The sequence below is a fragment of the Nocardia exalbida NBRC 100660 genome (assembly GCF_000308575.1).
Lineage (GTDB): Bacteria > Actinomycetota > Actinomycetes > Mycobacteriales > Mycobacteriaceae > Nocardia > Nocardia exalbida.
This window is the reverse complement of sequence record NZ_BAFZ01000051.1, coordinates 69,418-86,838: the sequence shown is the minus strand read 5'-3', so window position 1 is coordinate 86,838 and position 17,421 is coordinate 69,418. Positions and strand designations below refer to the sequence as shown.

The window sequence follows — 17,421 nt, the reverse complement described above, 5'->3', positions numbered from 1 at the left end:
GGCCGTCGACGGGCGGGAGACGTGTACGTCGCCGACTGGGGTAATCGATCGGGTGTTGAGGTTGTCGGCGGGCGCGTCGGTACCGACGCCGCTGCCGTTCACGGGGCTGCGAGATCCCCAGGGGGTGGCGGTCGACGCTGCGGGCAACGTATATGTCACCGAATTGGGTACCGAGCGGGTGTTGATGTTGTCGCCGGGCGCGTCGGCGCCGACCACGTTGCCATTCGTCGGGCTCAAAGATCCCCAGGGTCTGGCCGTCGACGGGGCGGGAGACCTGTACGTCGTCGACTGGGGTAACAAATGGGTGGTGAGGTTGGCGGCGGGCGCGTCGACGCCGACGCCGCTGCCGTTCACCGGCCTGAAGAATCCCCAGGGGGTGGCGGTCGACGCTGCGGGCAACGTATACGTCACCGACCTGGGCCCCGATCCGGTGGTGAAACTCCCGGTCGGCTGAACACCCGGATCATGGCACGTCGAATGTCATGGCAGGTGCCGGCATCCCGTGAAGAGGATGGCGGTGGCTCGGGAGCGATTGATGAGCCCGGTGGCCGACCGTTCGAGTTGTTGCAGCACTTCTTCGATGTCCACGCCGAGTAGTCGGCCCCCGCGCTTGACGATGCGCCCGTCGACGATCACGGTGTCGACGTTGCTGGTGTCCATGTGCTGGACGACGGCGCCCGCCGCGTGATCGACCGGTCCGGCGTTGAGTGTCCGGGTGTCGAGTGTGATGACGTCGGCCCGCTTGCCCGGGGTGAGAGATCCGACCAGATGGTCGAGGTGCGCGCCTTCGGCTCCGCCGAGTGTTGCCATTCTCCAGTGCCCCACCGAATTGTCCCCAGTAGACGTCTTCGGGGGTGTACTGGTGGAACAGCGCGTCGGCTCCGGCCCGCGATTGCATGAAATAGTCCAGGTCGAGGGCATCGGCCCAGTAGGAGCGCAAAGCGGTCTGGAACATGTGGTGATGGGAGTTCACGAAGCCGGGACGACGATCTTGCCCGCACATCGAGCACTTGGGCGTCGGCCTGCAAATCCTGCCCGACTCCGACGATCCTGCCCTCCTCGATGAGCAGTGTTTGTGCGGACATGCGGATGTCGAATCGCATCAGGCGTGCCGGGACCGGACCGGAGGTCCACGGAGTCGGGCTGGGACAGGTGGGGCGGGTTCAGTTTCAACTCCGGGCGCAGGCGCGCGGCCAGCACCAGGCCCGACCTCGACGAATGAATGCAGAACACTCGACGCGCTTAGTGCGGGTGCACCTTGCCGGTGCACCCGCATCTTGCGTGCCGATTGTCGGAAGGGCCGGGTCCTACCGTCACTGGAACGCCGCGACCTGGCGAGTGAGTGGGTTGGAGAACGGGCTATGGCCGGGTCACCTCGGTGGCGTGGAGGTTGCGCAGGGTGCCGTCACCGGCTTCGTGCTGGGATGGGTAGAGCAGTTGCACGGCCACGGTCAAAGGTGTTCCGGGTTCGATGGTGTGGGTGTCATCCGGTGTGGCGATGACGACCGATCCGTCGGTGCCGTCCTCGAGCACCTTGTACCACTGACTCTGCTGGGGATTGATGCGGGTTCGTGGCGGGACGTCGAAGCGGATCTCCCACCACACCACCCGCTGGGCGTGGGCGGCCAGAGTGAGGTCGTAGCTGATGATCCACCCCGTCGCGTCCTCGGGCCACGTCTGGGGCCACTGCCCGACGATCACGGGGGAGACGGTAACGGGCGGCCGAGCGACCTCGGTGGTGACCGAGCCGGAGTGCCGTTCGGCGGTATTGGCGCGCGAGGGTGAGGTGATGAGGCTGGTGCAGGTGAGTCGGCCCTCGTACTGCGGGTCGATGGTGCCGGACAGGGTGATGGTCGCCTTGCTGCCCTTGGGCAGGTCGATCGGCATGTGTAAGCCGTCGCGGACCGAACCGGTGCCGCACACGGCCCCGTTCTCGGCCTGGCAGGTCAGTTCCAGATCGGTCAGCTCTGTCGGGACGGCGGCGTCCAGCACGGCGTCGGGGGCGTCGTTGGGGCCGAGATTCTGCACACCGATGGTGTAGGCGATCCGATGTCCCGACTGCGCTGTCTGCGGGCCGCTGATCTCCAGAGGCATTTCCGCGGGCAGGGTCACCTTGAGGTTCCTGATCCGGTGGTAGGCGGTCGCGGCACCGGTCCCGGCCGCGAAGCCCAGTTTGAAGGTTTCGGGCAGAGGCGGCTGACCGTCGGCGCCGGTGAGATCGAAGTTGTCGATCAGCAGGGTGCCGTTCGGGTTGGCTTTGTCGGCGTGGCGAACGGTGAGCCGACCGCCGACGATGGAGACCTGGATGTGGGCGCCGCGCTCCCAGTCGGCGCGGAATCCACCTGGCACCTGAACGCCGGTGAGCCAGCCGAACCCTTCTCGAAGATTGCCGGCTCCGCGCACACCGACGGTGTTGGGCCGTTGCGAACCTCCTCCGGAACCGGCCAGCGATGTGGCGAAGTTCCCGTAGTTGTCGAAGCCGACGCCCACGATCCCGGCGGTGACTCCCGGCGCGGTGATCTGCCCCGATCCCGTTTTCGTGATGGAGTAGCCGAGTGCGGCGCCGATGCCACCGGGCTGGGTGGTGTGTGCTCCGTCGATGACGTAGACGCTGAAGCCGTCGCCGAGCGAGGCTGCTCCCTCGCAGGAGTAGTCGAAGTCGATGGTGACTCCGAGCGTGGAGGAGAACGGCTGATCGAGGAATGCCGTCCCGGCTTTGGAATTGGCGTTGGGGGTGAGTTCCAGGCTGCCGTCGTGCAGTCGCGCGCTGCCCAGCAGTTGCCAGTGCGGGTTGGTCACGGTGTCCTGGGTGAACGATTCGATGATCGGGAACTGTGCCTGCTGGATGGTGACCGGTGCATACGTCGTCATAGAATCCTCCTCTGGGCCGGACGTGCCATGAGATGAGCGATTTCGCCACGCGGATCGGCTCCGCCGCGGATCCAGCGAAGCCCGGTCTACCGATGCGGCTCCTGGCCGAACAGCCAAGCGTCACACAGTCGACTGTAGGAACATCCGAGCGCGACCGATTCACCTTTTTCGAGTGAACCGGCGCAGCCACGGCGAACTTCACTCACTTGGGATTTCTTCTTGATAACGGTCCTGCCGAGAGTGCGTGTGGTTCTGCCGGTCGAGCGATCATCCAGCTCGTCCAGGGTCGCGAGTCCGGCAGCGTGAAGGCCGACTGGCAGGCCCTCGAAGAGATCCGCGAACCTCGAAGCCCGCCGTCGCACGGGCAGGTGCCGTCACGATGGCCATCGGCAAGGTCTTCCGAAACGGAAAAGAATGAGAAGGCAGGCGGTACAACCGAATACGCGCTCCGGCATGTGTAGTGCTTCATCTCTGGGCGTTCGGTCGGCCCGAATGTGCGCCGACAGTCGTAGAGCGTAGTTCGTGACAAACCGCTGGTCGCTCGTCTCCCACTCGCGAAGGGGGATGCCGTTCGCTGCATCACGATCTCATCCGACACAGGGCAACATGGGATCCGCAGCACCCAGAACTGGACCAAGGACAGTGTCTGGTTCGTTCTTGATATCAGCCCGGTTGCGTTACAGAAGGCGACAGCGCCCGTGCCGTTGTCGCAGGAATGGATATTCGAGCCCGTGCAGTCCGGATCGTGACCATTGCCGTACCCGACAGTCTGCGACTCGGCCGTTTCCGTTGATGTCGGCTCAGGCGGGTCGGATTCCTTCCGTCGAGGTGATGGTGGGCCAAGGCTTTGGCCACGACGGCGCAAGCAAATTCACGGGTGAGGAACAGTCTCGCCGTGTTGGTGCCTTATTCGCAGGCGACGCCGTCCTTGTCGCGGTCCAGCTCTGATCTGTAGCCGGGTTCTCCCCGCCGTAGCGGCGCGGCACCCGCGGCCTTGGCGGCGGCGCAGTTGGAGTAGTAGACGCTGGGAGCTGCCGGTCGCGGTGGCACCGGCACGACTGCCGCCGGAGGTGTCGGTACCACTGCCGCGGGCGGGGCAGGCGCGACCGCAGCCGGCGGCGAGGTGGAGGTGATGGTCGTTTCCAGCGTGGTCGGCGGTGATGGTGAGGCTGTGGTTGTCGGCGGCAGGAGTGTCGTGTGACCGGCGGACACGACTGATGTCGTGACCGGTGTTGTGGTGGTTGGTGTTGACGCGGTTTCGGCACCGCAAGCGGCGGCTGTGAGCGTCACTGCCGCGCACGAAAGGAGGGCGGCAGCATGTCGCCGTGTTGATGTCATGGTCTCTTTCCGAGGTAGGGGTGTACGTCCGAGTGCAGGTGCATGCCGCCGCGACGACGGACAGGGTGACGTGCAGTCATGACGCACCGCCATGGCATTGCGCCTGGCGTTGTCGACTTCGGTTTCGTCCCACGGGTTCTGCGTGGTGTGCAGCTCGGGAACTGCCAGCCTTATCGGAAGCGGCCCGACTTGTGTTTCCGGTATCCAACGACCCTGTGGTTCGCCTCGGCCCGAACGTCGGTGGTCCGGCCAATCCGACCGCGCCGCCCTTCGTAGTCCTTCTTTTCGACGGCGAGATTCCGCACACCTGGTACCTCGGAAGTTGCTGTGCTGGAGACTCACAACGGGCGGAGCCGGGCAGGCATGGTCAGTGTCCATCTCAGTCGGGGATGTCGGGCCGAGCCAGATTCGCGTGGAATCCGGATGGAACGACGAGGGTTGGACACCCGCCGGCACCGGGCACGTCATCTATCTGATCGACGACCTCGACGCACCGTGCGCATGCTGCACGTGCAGTGGCTGGGTTGAGCGAGGTTGGGTACGACCGGCACGTGATGCGGGCTGGGGTACCGCCAGGGCATCCGAATGTGCAAGGGAGATCGTGCCCAGCAGCAGCCCGTACTCGTCGTCGTGGCAGGGGTCGTCGGAGAGCACGTCGAGTGTGGTGGCTGTCTTGACCGGCCAAGTGTTCGACCCGTGTGACCGGTCCGCAGAGTTGCCGACGTGGTCGGGTTACGGTGTGGTCGACTCACCATCGCGTATCGGAGGTATCGAACGTTGGCCGCATTGGAGTTGGGGTCGGTGTTCGCCGGATACACCATCGAACGCCTTCTCGGCGTCGGCGGCATGGGCGAGGTTTATGTCGCCCGCCATCCACGGCTGCCTCGCTCCGACGCGGTGAAGGTACTTGCCGCGCAGTTCACTCGCGATGACTCGTACCGCCGCCGCTTCGAGCGCGAGGCCGACCTCGCCGCATCCCTGTCGCATCCCGGCATCGTCAGCGTCCACGACCGTGGGGAATCCGACGGGCGGTTGTGGATCGCGTTGGAGCTGATCGACGGCATCGATTTATCGGCGTCGCTCACCTCCTCGCCGGGCGGGTTGCCCGGCACCGAGGTGGCACGTGCGATCATGGAGGTAGCCGATGCGCTCGACTACGCGGGTGCTCGGGGGTTGATCCATCGAGATGTGAAACCCGCCAACATTCTGCTCGCCAGGACCGGCCACTACCTGCTGACCGATTTCGGGATCGCACGAATGGGACCGGAGAACTCCGATCTCACCGGAACGGGTCTGACCCTCGGCACCATCGCGTACGCGTCCCCTGAACAGATGCGGGGGCTGCCCGTCGAGCCGCGATCCGACCAGTATTCACTGGCCGCCACCGCCTTTCATCTGCTCACCGGCGCGCAGCCGTTCACCGGCACCAACCCCGTCGCGGTGATCATGGCTCACGCCCAGCAGCCCGTTCCCAGTGTGCGAGAGCATCGGCCCGATCTCGCGCCGCACGTCGATTCGGTGATCGCACGGGCGATGGCGAAGAGTCCGGAGCATCGCTTTCCCACCAGCAAGGATTTCGCGACCGCCCTCGGTCACGCTCTCGCCACGCCCGCGACGCACCGACAATCGTCAGCCGCAACGGCGGCACCGACCGCGGTGGCGGCCGACCGCTACGCAGCCACCGTCGTCCGACCGTCCCTTCTCGGCCCCGGACCGCATCATCCGGCCCCGCCGATGCCGCCGGGTCCCGTGGGAACGGGTTCACGAAACGCTCAGCGTCGCAATACTCCTCGCCTCATCGGAGCAATGGTGGTCACGGTGGCACTGGTTGTCGTCGGCTTGCTGGGGGTGCGGGCATTCATGCACGACGCGGGTGCGGAGGAAGCCGCGCGGCTGCCTCGTCAACCCGTGACGCCGATTCTGCCGTCGCTCGACAAGCGCCCCGACACCGCGGTCTGGACATTGCAGGATATTCCCGGCCCTCCCGGCTCCCAGCCGAACGGCACGTCAGCGCTCGGCGGAGATTCCGACATCGTCATCTTCGGCCGCAGAGTCCGCTCGCCCGACGCGAACCGCATCCAGTACCTCGACATAATCGATGCGAATACCGGTCGGCTCCGGGCCGGCACCGAGCCCATCGTGGTGGACACGAGCCAACGAAGCCTCAACCGCTGTGTCGTCAGCGCAAATCATTCGGCTGCCGCCTGTCACCTCGACAGTTCGTCGGCACCCTCCGATGCTGTGGTGGTCGTCGACCTCGAGGCGAGCCGGATCATCGACACCTTTCCCGCTATGGGCCAAATCGAAAGCTTGACCGCCGCGGGTGGGCGTTTCGTCTTCGTGGACAGGGCGGATGTGTCTCAACCGCCGTCACTGCGATCGATCGGTGAGGACGGCCGGGAACTCCCGGCGATCCGCTGGACCGATGCCAACCCGCGTCCGCGGTCGGCGCAACCACTCCATTCGATCGAAGTCTTCGACTCGGTCCGTCTGGCCGTGGTCAAGTCCGCACCCGACCCCTCGGAACCGTTGTCGAAGTGGGAGTTTCGCGTGATCCGGCTCGAAGACGGCCAAGAGGTGTTCCGCCGCGACTCGGTCGAGGAGATCGGTGACGAGGACTGGAACGTCTTCATCGACGGATTCGTCGTCGCCGACGGCCGGTCACCGACCGGGATCTACGACCGGAACGGCACCAAGACAGCGGATCTACCGAAGGGCTGGCGACCCAGTGAGCGCCCGACAGCGCTGGTCGGGTCGGCGGCGGAGACTTCGGTGCCGACCGCCATTCAGACTCAGGGTAATAGAACGACCTACGCGGGGATCAGTCCACGCACCGGGACCATCCTGTGGCAGAAGCAGTCATTCGGCGCCGACAACAGGCCCGAGCGACTCCTGTTGCGCGGCATCGGAACCCTGATCCTCACCTCCGATTCGGGCCGTGTGGTAGACGCCTATACCGGTGAGTACGTGATCCCCGGTTTCGTACCGAAAGGCACCCAGCTCGGCACCGACGGCAGCCGGATCGCCGTCAGCGCCGAGTCGGCCCATTCGGGCGACTCACTCGCGGTGTGGAGCCGCGACGGTGAAGTCTGGGGGATCACGAGCGAGTACACACCTGTGGCGATCGGCGGCAAGGTCTATGTCGGAAACCTGAGGCTCTTCTGATCCGATGAGGTGCCCGGCCGACCCCGCGCGTCGACCGGCAATCCTGCATGCCATACACCCTCAACCGTGCCCGCTGGCTCGGACGGTTGGCAACTTCCGATCGCGATGAGCTGAGCCTCCGAGGGGCACCCTGCGTTGCCAACGATTCAGCCCTCCAGGACGGGGTTGTTTCGCCGGACGCTTGGCTATGATCGGACTGCCAAGACTGTGCGAGCTGTAGCTCATCTCGAGGTAGGCGGGGGACCGATGGCGAGTAGCGAACACTCACGGCCCGCTCAAAGGCGACAAGCCAATGAGCGTGCGATCTACCGCCAGTTGCGCGAGCAAGATATGGCATTCGGTGACGCCACGCCCTCTCCTCATCAGTTGGTCGCCGTTGTTTTCGACAGCGACCTGTCGGAGACCGGCGACCTCACCAGAAGGATCCGCGTCGTACTCCGCCTGGGTGATCTGCAAGGAGGAACGCCAGAATATCGTTGGCGTATTCCCCATCCGCCGCGCCGGCCGCCGTTCGCCCTCGATATTCGAGTACTGCCCAATCCTCTGGCGTACCGGATCGAGCAAGCGGAGATATCGACCGATGTCGCCTGCACCACCGTTGTTTTCGATCTGACGGACTGCGCAGCGGGAAGCATTATAGAGTTGGCATTCGGCTACTCACTCGAGAATTCGATAGACATAACGCGCCGTGGTCTATTCGCTACGAGTCATACCTTCGTCTGGACGTATACTTTCGTATCTCGCACCAACTATTTCGAGACCAAACTCGGTTTTCCGAGAGGGGCGAGCCTGAGCGTCGACAGCAATGAAACCTCGCTACATGCCTTCGAACGCACTGCGGAGATCGACGGGCGTGCGGTGTACTCGTACACGAGCTGGGAGCCGCGGCAAGGTCAGACAATCAGCGGCTGCGTGACGTACCGAATCTGGTCGTCGGCGATCGAGCCGGTCATCGCGATTGCGGGTGGCGCTGTCATCGCCATTCCTGCCGCATTCGCGACCAATGTGCTCACGGGCGTCATAACCTTCGGCCTTGCCGCGCTGGTTACCGGATTCGCCCAATCCATGATCGGCCGACTGAAATAAGTTTCACGAGCATTCCGGCCGTACCGGAAGTCGGCTACGATACCGTAGGGGTGATATGCGAAACAGGGGATCTCGGGTATTCGATTGGAACTCCCTGCCTGCCGGCTACGCAGCCCGGTACGAGCACCTCAATGAGGAATATGGGCAACTCTATTCGACTGCCGCCGAACGGCTGATGACGATTTCGGGAATCTCTCGTGGTGATGTGGTCATCGATCTGGGCGCAGGCAGCGGCTTCTCTACCGAGATTCTGTCCCACAGGGTCGGGAGGCGGGGCCATATGCTAGCCATTGATCCGAGCATCCCGATGCTCGAGCGCGCGCGCGAGAGAGCCTATTCATGTCCGATCACGTTCCATAGGGGCGAGGCGGAGGGGATCCGTTCGATCGCAGAAGAGGAGGGGTTCCTCGGCTGTGATGCGGTTTTTTCCAGTTTCACCTACTACTACACCTTTCACGACAGGCCGTCTCTCCACCGCGCCGTATTCGACGTTCTCGGAACCGGCGGTAGATGGGCATTCAACATGACCAAATATCTCGGTGAGATCAGAATTGCGGGAACCGAATACAATAAATTCGGCCAGATTTATGTCGACCAGCTCAAATCTACCGTTGTGCGTCATGGTATCGATCCCGGTATACGGAACGATGAGTCATCCGGTCAGTTCACGGATACGGCATGGGAAGCAGCGGAGCTGCAAGCGGCCGGATTCGTCGACATCGAGATCGAGGCTTGGCCATTACCATTGACTCCTAGTCAAGCATTTCGCTTCACACTCGATGGTTTCTATAGTCACGGATCGCGAGTCACCTTTCTGCCGGCGCTGATGAACGTACCGATCGGCAAGCGCATCGCGCTCATGCACGAAGCTCTTGCCGACTGCGCGGACGAGCTCGACTCCCACTCTGCCCCCTATATCGCCAATTTCGTCGCCCGCCGTCCTGAACCGCATGGCGACGCGGCCCGATCCGAATGAGGTTTTCCGCAGCCGTGCGAACCATCATCGCGGCGGGTAGGCCGCCCAAGGCCGCGTTCGAGCTTGGCCTAGTATTTCCAGCTCACCCCGGCCGGCGCCGCGGCCTCCGAGCGGCGCGACCGGCAACCCGGCGGTTGGTGACAGGTGGTGATCGCGACGCGCAGTCGAACACTTCATCCGGGCTCGCCTGATCCCGCCCGTCGTGGACTCGGACAACGACTTCGAATGGGAAGTATGGGTTTCACTGAGCCAGCCCAACTTCGCCCGCGCGACGGAGTTGTGGACCAGCCCTCAGCGAGAGCAGGAGCCCCCTATTTCGGCTGGCTGTCCACCGAACTGCCCACCTACCAACCGACGACCCTGAACTTGAAGACCAAGCGCACAGCCAGCCCGTCGGTGTTCGCCCGACAGTGGAACTGGAACCCGCCGACCACCCCTTGGCGGTGGAACAGCGAACCGGCATCACCCTCGCCCGCGTGCAAGCCATAGCCGAACGGCTGCGGCACCCTCGAGATCGACGACCGCTGCGGGATCCGGTTCGGAGCCGGAGGATGCAGCTCGATGGTCCGGAAACGACCGCAGCTCGACTGTCAACTGCCCGTCAGGACGCTGGAGCAGGCGGATGACGCCCTGATGGCCGGGAAAGGACTGATACCGAGTTCACCGGCCTTCCACGGGCATGTCGCGTCGAAGTCCCCCGCCGCAGCCGAGGCGGGCAGGGGATTCGCGGTATCAGCAACGGGACACGTCCCCTCAAAATACCCTGGTAGCAGAGAGCTTCTTGTAGACCGTGACCGAGCGGGGGCCGGTGGGACCTTGCGCGCGACCGAATGAAGGAGACAAGCCATGTCAAACGCCACACCTGATCTGGAAGCCGGCGAGCACGAAATCATTCCCACTGATGCCGGTGACGCCTCCACACCGGGCAATCCTCAACTCCGGTTGACTCTCGGTATCACGCGTGAGGGCCGTGTGACCGCCAGGCCGTACGACGGTACGCAGGAGCAGAGCTTCAACGTCGTCGACCAAGCCGACGGCTCGAAGGGTATCCGCTGTAAGTACTACGACCTGGCCCTCGGCATGACCGCCAACGGTGTGAACGTGCGGCCCTACGATGGCAGCCGGGACCAGAGCTTCACCTTCGTAGGGATAAACAACGGCTACGGATCCACGAGCATCCGCTGTAAGTACGACCACAACATCGCACTTGCCGCGACGGGCACCAACAAGGTCTACGCAAGGCCATACGAAGGCAAATATCCCGAATCATTCAACCTGCACGGACAAGCCGACGGCTCCACCGGCATCCGCAGCACCCACATCAACGGCTCCCCCGCCACCGCTTCAGAGCCCGCCACCCCGCCCGCTGGAGCGTAGGGAGCAAACCCGCAGGCCCGTGCGGGGCACACCGCTGACCGACGAGCCGGATCTCACACGCACCTTCGGCCGACGCCTTACTCGGCCCCGGAATCCTGAAGCCGGCCCGAGCCGCAAAGTAGCTTCGCGCGCAGGCTGATTCGTCTCCTGTCGCCGGGCGTGCGTCAGAAGTGGTCGACCGAGGACCTGATCGGGTCGACGGTGAAGAACGTACGCGAATTATGAACGCGGACACTGAAAAAGAGCTGGAATCCCACACCAGCACCGAGAAGGGACACCTACTATGCCTGACGAGGATCGCTTGGTCGACTGGTACGACTGTTCGAGCAAGGATGACGGCAACTACCCCCATCCGACCGGCGACACCACCAAGTTCATGTCGTGCGTCGCACGTGCAAACGCCTACGAGCGCAATTGCCCGCCAGGCACCCAATTCGACCCTGAACAGGGGCAATGCGTATAGACCCGTGACCAACGCGCCTGCGATAACTGGCGCTGGGGTCAACGACACTAGTCAAGTGCTGCGGGACTACGAGGAACAGTTCGTGTGGAATGAGGAGTTCCTCGCGGTCGATCACGCCTTCGACGACCCCGAGCGCGCCGCCCGCCAGCTCGGCAACACCGGCGAGGTCGGAGTTGCGGTCGAGCGCGACAGCGACGTCCTCGTCCACCACATGCTTGAACGCCTCCATCGGCGCGGACTGGAACCGTGCCAGCTGCTCAGGCCACCCGGGTCGGGAAACCAAGCAACATTGGCGGCAGCAGGATTTCGGCCACCACACGCCGAACAACCCGAACAGATATCCCTGGCAGCGAGCCCGCGTCCAGCACGCCCAACCGGTGCCATTCATATAAGCCGGAACCTCAAGGAGCGGTCGCACGCCAACCTTGTACGGGTGTGCCCCACGACCTCACCCAATTGTCCCCGAATCCGAGGCAGTATCCGTGGTGCGTTCTCGGGAGCCCGCGCACGTGGTCCGGTTCGGTGTCCAGGTCGATTCCAAGGGCATCCTCGGCGGCACACCGCAAGCTGATGAGAAGGTCCGCTATCTGACCAAGTACCTCACGAAGTCGGTCGCGCTCGCCCCGCTGCGGGGTGTGGCTGCGTTACGGCATCGTCCCCACAGGCGCCACCGCCAAGACCCAGCCGGGCCGCTGCAAGAGCGTGGGCGGAATTCGTGCCCTTCCTCCAGTTCGACAACGCAATTGGCCAGGTCATCTACACCACCAACGCCATCGAGTCGGTCAACGCCCGCATCCGCCGCGCGGTCAAGGCCCGCGGCCACTTCCCGACCGAGGCCGCCGCCCTGAAATGCGTCTACCTGGCCATCATGAGCCTCGACCCCACCGGCACTGCCCGCCAACGCTGGTCCAACCGCTGGAAAGCCGCCCTGAACGCATTCGAGATCACCTTCGACGGACGCCTGTCCGCCGGCCGCAACCAACCCGAGTCAACAACCGAAAGGAGTCATCGGCCGGCGAACGTCGTACTCGGACAGGCCGTCGAGCTTCCACAACATGGCTTCGCGGGCATAGCGCAGGTAGCGGTGCAGGTCCGCCTTGACTTCGGAGTCGGTCATATCGAGCACTGTGCCAGGGGCACCTGACGTTCCCTACCGGTTTTCGGGTCATCGTGTCTGTATACGAATATCCGCGAGACATCATCGGCGGCAGCGTGTTGCGCGCTGTCAGGTGACGCCGATGACGAGGGTGCTGCGGGCGGTTTCGACGACTTCTCCAGCAATGACACTGCAAGCGGCACACGATAAACGGGCCGTCGCCGCGACCCATCCAGCCGCGGTCGACATCGGTACGCCATCCGTGCGAGAACACCGCCACTTTCCGCCGCGAGTCACACATGCCGACACGATTCCGGAGGGTTTCGGGGTGAGTGTCGAATGTGTCGGCAGACGATCGTTTGCCGACACTGGTCAGCGATTTCCAGGCGAGCCGATCAGCGGCGTTTGAGGATGTTCACCGGACCGGTCTGCATGACTGTTCCCTCACAGGGGGTTCTTGGGGGCTGGTCAAGATAGCATCGGGACCGGGACTAGGTCAGGACTGGAGATGCCTCGCAACAGACGTCCGCAGGATCGGGAAGAGAAGCGTGCCGAGATCGTGGTGGCTGCTCGGCGGTTGTTCGTCGAGGAGGGATACGAGGCGGCGTCGATGGCGCGGATCGCCCGCGACGCCGGAGTGGTCTCGAACACGCTGTACTGGTACTTCCAGGACAAGGACGCGGTCTTGATCGCGGTCCTGGACGCGGTGCTGGCCGACTCGATGGCCTCCTACAGCGACATTCTGGACTCGAGCCTGGCTGATCGGCTGTTGTGGCTGGTCGGGGAACTGGAGCAGCTGGGCCGGTTGGTGAGCACGGTACACACGCGCGCCGCGGAGTCCCCGGCCATCCGGGAGTGGCACGAGCAGTTCCACGCGCTGGCCGAGGGATTGTTCCGGGCAGAGCTGATCGAGCTCGGCGTGCCCGCTGACGAAGTGGATCCGCTGGTCGCGATCGGCGTTTTCGTTGTCGAGGGGTTGCTGACGCATCCGACGGAGCAGGACCAGCGGCGCGCGGTGATCGAGACGTTGCTGAACAGCGCTCGCAGTCTTGCCGCAGCCGCCGACTGAGTGCCTGCTCTCCGCCCGTCCACGAGCCACGGGCGACCTACTGCGTGTGGTGTGCGGTATTGTCGAATTGTGTTGCCAGAAAATAGATTTGGTCACGCACGGCGCGCTCGAAGTGCTGGCCCAGGTAGATGCCGAAGTGGTCGCACGGGTAGTTCTGGACGTGCACGTGTGCCAGGCCCTGCGCGCGACGCTTCGTGGTCTTCGCGGGCGCGGCCGCGTCGTTGTCGCAGACACACAGCAGCGCCGGAGTGCTGAAGCGAGCCAGCGCGCGACCGGGCCGATCGAGCGGAAGGTGCAGCACCAGCCGTGCGGCCAGGGCGTTGGCGGCATCGAATTCACCGTCCGGGCCGCGCAGTACACCCCATACGCTGTCGCGACCGACACCGGTCACGGGTTCTTCCCCTGCGTCGATCTCGGTCAGCTCGATGTTCCTCGACACCTGAGCCCGCACCGACGGCAGTCGTTTCAACAACGCGCTGGTGCGCCGCGAGAGCCGGGTCCCCGCAGGCATGAGCGCCGAAGCACCGGCGAGGGCGTCGGGTGAGGCCACGAACGCGGGCATCCAGGACGTCCCCGCCATCGGCACCAGGATCGGCTTCGCGCCGAACCAGGAACCGACCGTGTCGAGGATGCCTGCCACGGTCAGCGCTACCACGCTCAGCGGGCCGGTCCGGATCCGCGAGCGCAGCGACGCCGGTCCGTCGGTGAAGGGGCACTGGGCCACGACCGCCGCGATTCGGGTGTCTTCAGAGGCGACCTGAAGGACATGTCCGCCGCCGAAAGAGCTGCCCCACAGCGCGATCCGGTCGACATCAACCTCCGGAAGTGTGCGTACGAAGGCCAGGGCGGCATGCCAATCGGCGCGTTGGCGGCCGATATCGAGCAGTTGGCGCGGCGCTCCGCCGCTGCCCCCGAGGTGACGGTAGTCGAACACCAGCACCGACCACCCCGCCTCGGCGAACCGCTGCGCGTAGGAATCCAGGCGCATCTCCCGCACCGCGCCCAGCCCGTGCCCCATGATCACCATCGGGCGCGGACCGTTCAGGTCAGGTGCGGTGTACAGCCATGCCGCGCACTCGTCCTGGCCAGAGGTGAACGAGACCTCACGCCGCCGCACCGCTACCGCGTCGTGCCGATCGGCCGACCCACTCATTTCCATGACTCGCGTCCTCCCGCTTCACCACCACGCTTCTTGGACGTCATCCAAGAAGCAGGTCGCAGCTACGGTAAGGACTTCTTGGGCGTCAGTCAAGAAGGTGGCGGGGTCACTGATCCACGTTGGCGGCAACTCAACCCCCCAATTGCGCTGTAATCCGCATCAGCCGGACGCCGTCGGACTCGGATGGGTCACCGTTGAGCCGGAAGAGATGGGTCACGGTCGAGACCAACTCCTGCCCACCTCCCGCGCACCCGACGTCGTCTGAGTCCGCGAATCCCTCCGTGCTCGCTTGCGCGCCGCCGTCCTCAAATCTCGAGACCCGGCCATCCTCGGCTGGTGGATAGCCTCCGTAGACGGCCGCGACGTGGGCGGCCTATCCATGCTTCGCTGGAACGAGATTCGTCGCTGTACGCACAGGTGCGAGCCCAACTCGCCGTACTGGACCGGGATCTGACCGGTAGATGAGGAAGGGGCCGTGGTCGATGATCGTCGAGTCGCCCCTGGAATCGGCGGGTGTTGCCATGCTGCGTGCGCTGATAGAACGGTGTGAGATCCCGCAACGGAAGGAACCCAATGGGGCGAACAATTCCCGCGACTGCCGCGCCGGTACGCCGCACCCTGGTTGTAGCGCTGATTGCCGCGGCGATCGGGGCGCCGAGCGCGGTGACGGCGACTGCCGAGGCGCCGCCGACTCGGGATGACGGCTTTTGCATCGATGAGAAGACGCGCGTGCGCAACGGGTTGCGCGTCAGTGACCCCAGTTGCATTCATGACCACGGCCGCTTCCACAATCACGAGCGCTTCCATATTCCGCCGACTCATTCTTGAACCCGGCTACCTCCCGAAGGTTGGGGCTTCATGACCACAGACGCGCACGCGGTGCAAGGTCAGGTGCCCGTGCGTCGCGGCCACCTCGGCAGTCACTTCGAAGCCGAGTCGCCGGTAGAACCGTGTTTCAACCCGACGTGTCCCACCAACAGCCGCTGCATCGCGCTCACTCGTTCGGTGGCCACCACATGACGTAACCAGGGATAGTCGGCAAAAGCCCCTCCCAACGTCTCGGTAGCACGGGGTGTCAACATCGCGCCAATGCTGGATCGGTCACAAATTTCGTGATGTCGCGTGACGGGATATTCAGTCGCTCAACAGAATTCGTTTCCTGAGAAGGTCGGTTTTCGCGCGGCCGTACATCTGGCGTTTGAGCATCTTGATGCGGTTGACGTGCCCTTCGACTGTTCCGCTGCTCCAGGACATGGTCAGCCCGGCGGTGACCGCGTCCTGGTCGCGGCGCAAGCCTCGGACGAACGAGTGCAGGGCTGGCTGGTCATCGTTGTCGACGGCGGTCATCCACTGTTCGAGATCTCGCCCGCGCCGCTGGGCCATGATCTCGGCGAAATCGCGGACATGCCCGGTCAACGCGGCAAGTTGCGGGCTGGCGGCCAGGATCGCGTCGAGGCGGGCCCGATGCTCGGGAGCGAGGGCGTCGGGGTTGGGCATGATCCAGCTGACGACTTTCCGAACGGTCGGTGGCTTGGGTGGCGGGGCCGGGATGTGCGCAAGGGCGCGGAGGGGCTTCAGGTAGTTGCGCACCATCTTCTCGCTGCCCCGATAGCCGTGTGCCCTGATCTCCTCGAATAGCTGAGTTGCATTGGCTCAGCCCTCGTTCCACCGTCGATGCAGGTCGGGTTTGTATGCCTCGAGCAGGCTGATGCGGTATCCGGTGCGGTTGTGGACCAGCAGCGGGCGCGACAGGCCCGCAATGTATTTCGGCGGCGATCTCGGTGATGTCGGGCCGGTTCTGTGGCTCGGGATCGGCGGTCGCGGCGGCCAGGTCGGCGCGGTGACGTGCCACGGTGCGCTCGACCACTTCGCCGAGGTTGTGCCAGATATGCCATCGATCGGCCACCTGCAGCGCCTGTGGCGCTCCAGCGGCAGCGCCCTCGGCGTAGGCACCGGCTCGGTCCCGGCAGACGATCTCCACGCCCGGGTGGGCTCGCAACCACGCCGCGAGGGTCTCGGCGGTCCGATCGCCGAGTACCTCGATCGGGCGGCGGGTCTGCAGATCTATCAGGATCGTTCCGTAATGGTGCCCGCGACGCAGGGCGAAGTCCTCGACGCCCAGCACCTGCGGAACCGAATACAGCGGATCGGACAACGCCCGGATCTGGCGCAATGGCGTCATCCAGCTCACGGTCGCGGCCAGCTGCCGGGTCAGCCGCGCTCCAGCGCGGCCGCCCAGTGCCGGCGCGACCGCGCTCAACGCCCGCTGCAAGATTAGTGTCCGGCGAGCGTGCCTGGCCGCCAGCCGCGGTATCGGAGCGGCGAAAGTGGTTTTGCCGCAATCGAAGTTGTCACAGAACAGCCTGCGGACCCGCAGCTCGATCAGGACCTCGCGGCCGGTGATCGAGGTGTCGGACAACCGCCGCTGATAGCGGCTGTGGACTCGCCCGGAAGGCGTCCCGCAGGCGGGGCAGCCAACCGGATCCACACCGGTAGCGGCCTCGATCCGCACCGTCGAACCCGCCGCTCTGATCACCTCGATCTGCAGACCGTCAAGATGCGGGAACAGGACCCTCGGCGAAGCAAGATCAGAACACCCGCGACATGATGAACTATCAACCGCCTCTTCGCATCCCGAATGGGCCAATCACGAAGTCTGTGCCAGATCCGGTTGGGCCGGAGTTGACAACAGGACCATCCCGGGCGGAGTTCCTGGTCGACCTCGCTGCGATGGCGTCCAACAAACGTGTCGGAAGGCTCGCTGTCCAATAACGCTCGCCGGACGTTTCACATACAGCCACTCGGCCGAGCGAAATGGTTC

16 protein-coding genes and 4 pseudogenes are annotated in these 17,421 nt (G+C 64.5%); 12 read left to right on the top strand and 8 right to left on the bottom strand.

What is annotated here, in order from left to right; all coding sequences use genetic code 11:
* A partial coding sequence (locus tag ON29_RS11795) for an NHL repeat-containing protein (protein ID WP_505777166.1) occupies window positions 1-454 on the top strand: 454 nt, incomplete at its 5' end.
* Between the two features lie 26 nt (window positions 455-480).
* Here ON29_RS11795 and ON29_RS11790 read toward each other — a convergent pair.
* From ON29_RS11790 to ON29_RS36645, 3 genes are all read right to left on the bottom strand, one after another.
* On the bottom strand, window positions 481-810 hold the full coding sequence (locus tag ON29_RS11790) for an amidohydrolase family protein (protein WP_040866248.1): 330 nt from the start codon (window positions 808-810) through the stop codon (window positions 481-483).
* 549 nt (window positions 811-1,359) lie between these two features.
* Window positions 1,360-2,871, bottom strand: coding sequence for a DUF11 domain-containing protein (locus ON29_RS11785; protein WP_040866247.1), 1,512 nt, complete (start codon window positions 2,869-2,871; stop codon window positions 1,360-1,362).
* 906 nt (window positions 2,872-3,777) lie between these two features.
* On the bottom strand, window positions 3,778-4,209 hold the full coding sequence (locus ON29_RS36645) for an excalibur calcium-binding domain-containing protein (protein WP_083863385.1): 432 nt from the start codon (window positions 4,207-4,209) through the stop codon (window positions 3,778-3,780).
* A gap of 777 nt (window positions 4,210-4,986) precedes the next feature.
* Here ON29_RS36645 and ON29_RS33800 point away from each other — a divergent pair.
* The 7 genes from ON29_RS33800 to ON29_RS37735 all read left to right on the top strand — a co-directional run bounded on the left by ON29_RS33800 (window position 4,987) and on the right by ON29_RS37735 (window position 11,276).
* Window positions 4,987-7,374 carry a serine/threonine-protein kinase gene (locus ON29_RS33800; protein WP_157172752.1) on the top strand — a complete coding sequence of 796 codons (2,388 nt, stop codon included), beginning with the start codon at window positions 4,987-4,989 and terminating at the stop codon, window positions 7,372-7,374.
* A 246-nt stretch (window positions 7,375-7,620) separates the two neighbouring features.
* The gene (locus tag ON29_RS35755) at window positions 7,621-8,460 is read left to right on the top strand and encodes a hypothetical protein (RefSeq protein ID WP_157172751.1); all 840 of its coding nucleotides are present in this window, start codon (window positions 7,621-7,623) and stop codon (window positions 8,458-8,460) included.
* A gap of 55 nt (window positions 8,461-8,515) precedes the next feature.
* The gene (locus ON29_RS11765) at window positions 8,516-9,436 is read left to right on the top strand and encodes a class I SAM-dependent methyltransferase (protein WP_083863384.1); all 921 of its coding nucleotides are present in this window, start codon (window positions 8,516-8,518) and stop codon (window positions 9,434-9,436) included.
* Between the two features lie 175 nt (window positions 9,437-9,611).
* Complete coding sequence (locus ON29_RS37745; RefSeq protein ID WP_373283870.1) at window positions 9,612-9,800, top strand: DUF2199 domain-containing protein; 189 nt, start codon at window positions 9,612-9,614, stop codon at window positions 9,798-9,800.
* Window positions 9,757-10,062, top strand: a complete 306-nt coding sequence (locus tag ON29_RS37740) for a DUF2199 domain-containing protein (RefSeq protein ID WP_373283869.1) — start codon at window positions 9,757-9,759, stop codon at window positions 10,060-10,062. Before ON29_RS37745 ends, ON29_RS37740 begins: the two co-directional genes overlap by 44 nt.
* A 220-nt stretch (window positions 10,063-10,282) precedes the next feature.
* Window positions 10,283-10,813, top strand: coding sequence for an RICIN domain-containing protein (locus ON29_RS11760; protein ID WP_040866243.1), 531 nt, complete (start codon window positions 10,283-10,285; stop codon window positions 10,811-10,813).
* Window positions 10,814-11,096: 283 nt separating this feature from the next.
* The gene (locus tag ON29_RS37735; protein ID WP_083863383.1) at window positions 11,097-11,276 is read left to right on the top strand and encodes a carbohydrate-binding module family 14 protein; all 180 of its coding nucleotides are present in this window, start codon (window positions 11,097-11,099) and stop codon (window positions 11,274-11,276) included.
* Here the strand turns inward: ON29_RS37735 and ON29_RS36390 are convergent.
* Window positions 11,188-11,505 carry a hypothetical protein gene (locus ON29_RS36390; protein ID WP_040866242.1) on the bottom strand — a complete coding sequence of 106 codons (318 nt, stop codon included), beginning with the start codon at window positions 11,503-11,505 and terminating at the stop codon, window positions 11,188-11,190. The genes ON29_RS37735 and ON29_RS36390 overlap by 89 nt on opposite strands.
* 253 nt (window positions 11,506-11,758) lie before the next feature.
* Between ON29_RS36390 and ON29_RS37730 the strand changes: the two are divergent.
* Window positions 11,759-11,905, top strand: a pseudogene (locus ON29_RS37730) (replication initiator); the annotation flags it as partial.
* A gap of 71 nt (window positions 11,906-11,976) precedes the next feature.
* Window positions 11,977-12,255: pseudogene (locus ON29_RS34640) on the top strand (transposase); the annotation flags it as partial.
* A gap of 15 nt (window positions 12,256-12,270) precedes the next feature.
* Here the strand turns inward: ON29_RS34640 and ON29_RS34635 are convergent.
* Window positions 12,271-12,393, bottom strand: a pseudogene (locus ON29_RS34635) (mycothiol transferase); the annotation flags it as partial.
* Between the two features lie 487 nt (window positions 12,394-12,880).
* Between ON29_RS34635 and ON29_RS11745 the strand changes: the two are divergent.
* Entirely contained in the window at window positions 12,881-13,441 is a 561-nt protein-coding gene (locus ON29_RS11745) for a TetR/AcrR family transcriptional regulator (protein ID WP_040866240.1), read from the top strand.
* 37 nt (window positions 13,442-13,478) lie between these two features.
* Here the strand turns inward: ON29_RS11745 and ON29_RS11740 are convergent, their stop codons facing one another.
* Window positions 13,479-14,600 (bottom strand): alpha/beta hydrolase, encoded by a 1,122-nt coding sequence (locus ON29_RS11740; protein ID WP_051175115.1) that lies wholly within the window; start codon window positions 14,598-14,600, stop codon window positions 13,479-13,481.
* Window positions 14,601-15,173: 573 nt separating this feature from the next.
* On the opposite strand from ON29_RS11740, the gene ON29_RS35750 reads away from it, so the two are divergent.
* The gene (locus ON29_RS35750) at window positions 15,174-15,428 is read left to right on the top strand and encodes a hypothetical protein (protein WP_156094773.1); all 255 of its coding nucleotides are present in this window, start codon (window positions 15,174-15,176) and stop codon (window positions 15,426-15,428) included.
* A gap of 306 nt (window positions 15,429-15,734) precedes the next feature.
* Here ON29_RS35750 and ON29_RS36995 read toward each other — a convergent pair whose 3' ends face one another.
* Window positions 15,735-16,097 (bottom strand): transposase, encoded by a 363-nt coding sequence (locus tag ON29_RS36995; protein ID WP_245548916.1) that lies wholly within the window; start codon window positions 16,095-16,097, stop codon window positions 15,735-15,737.
* Window positions 16,098-16,476: 379 nt separating this feature from the next.
* A pseudogene (locus ON29_RS36990) lies at window positions 16,477-17,088 on the bottom strand (ISL3 family transposase); the annotation flags it as partial.
* Window positions 17,089-17,421: the final 333 nt, after the last annotated feature.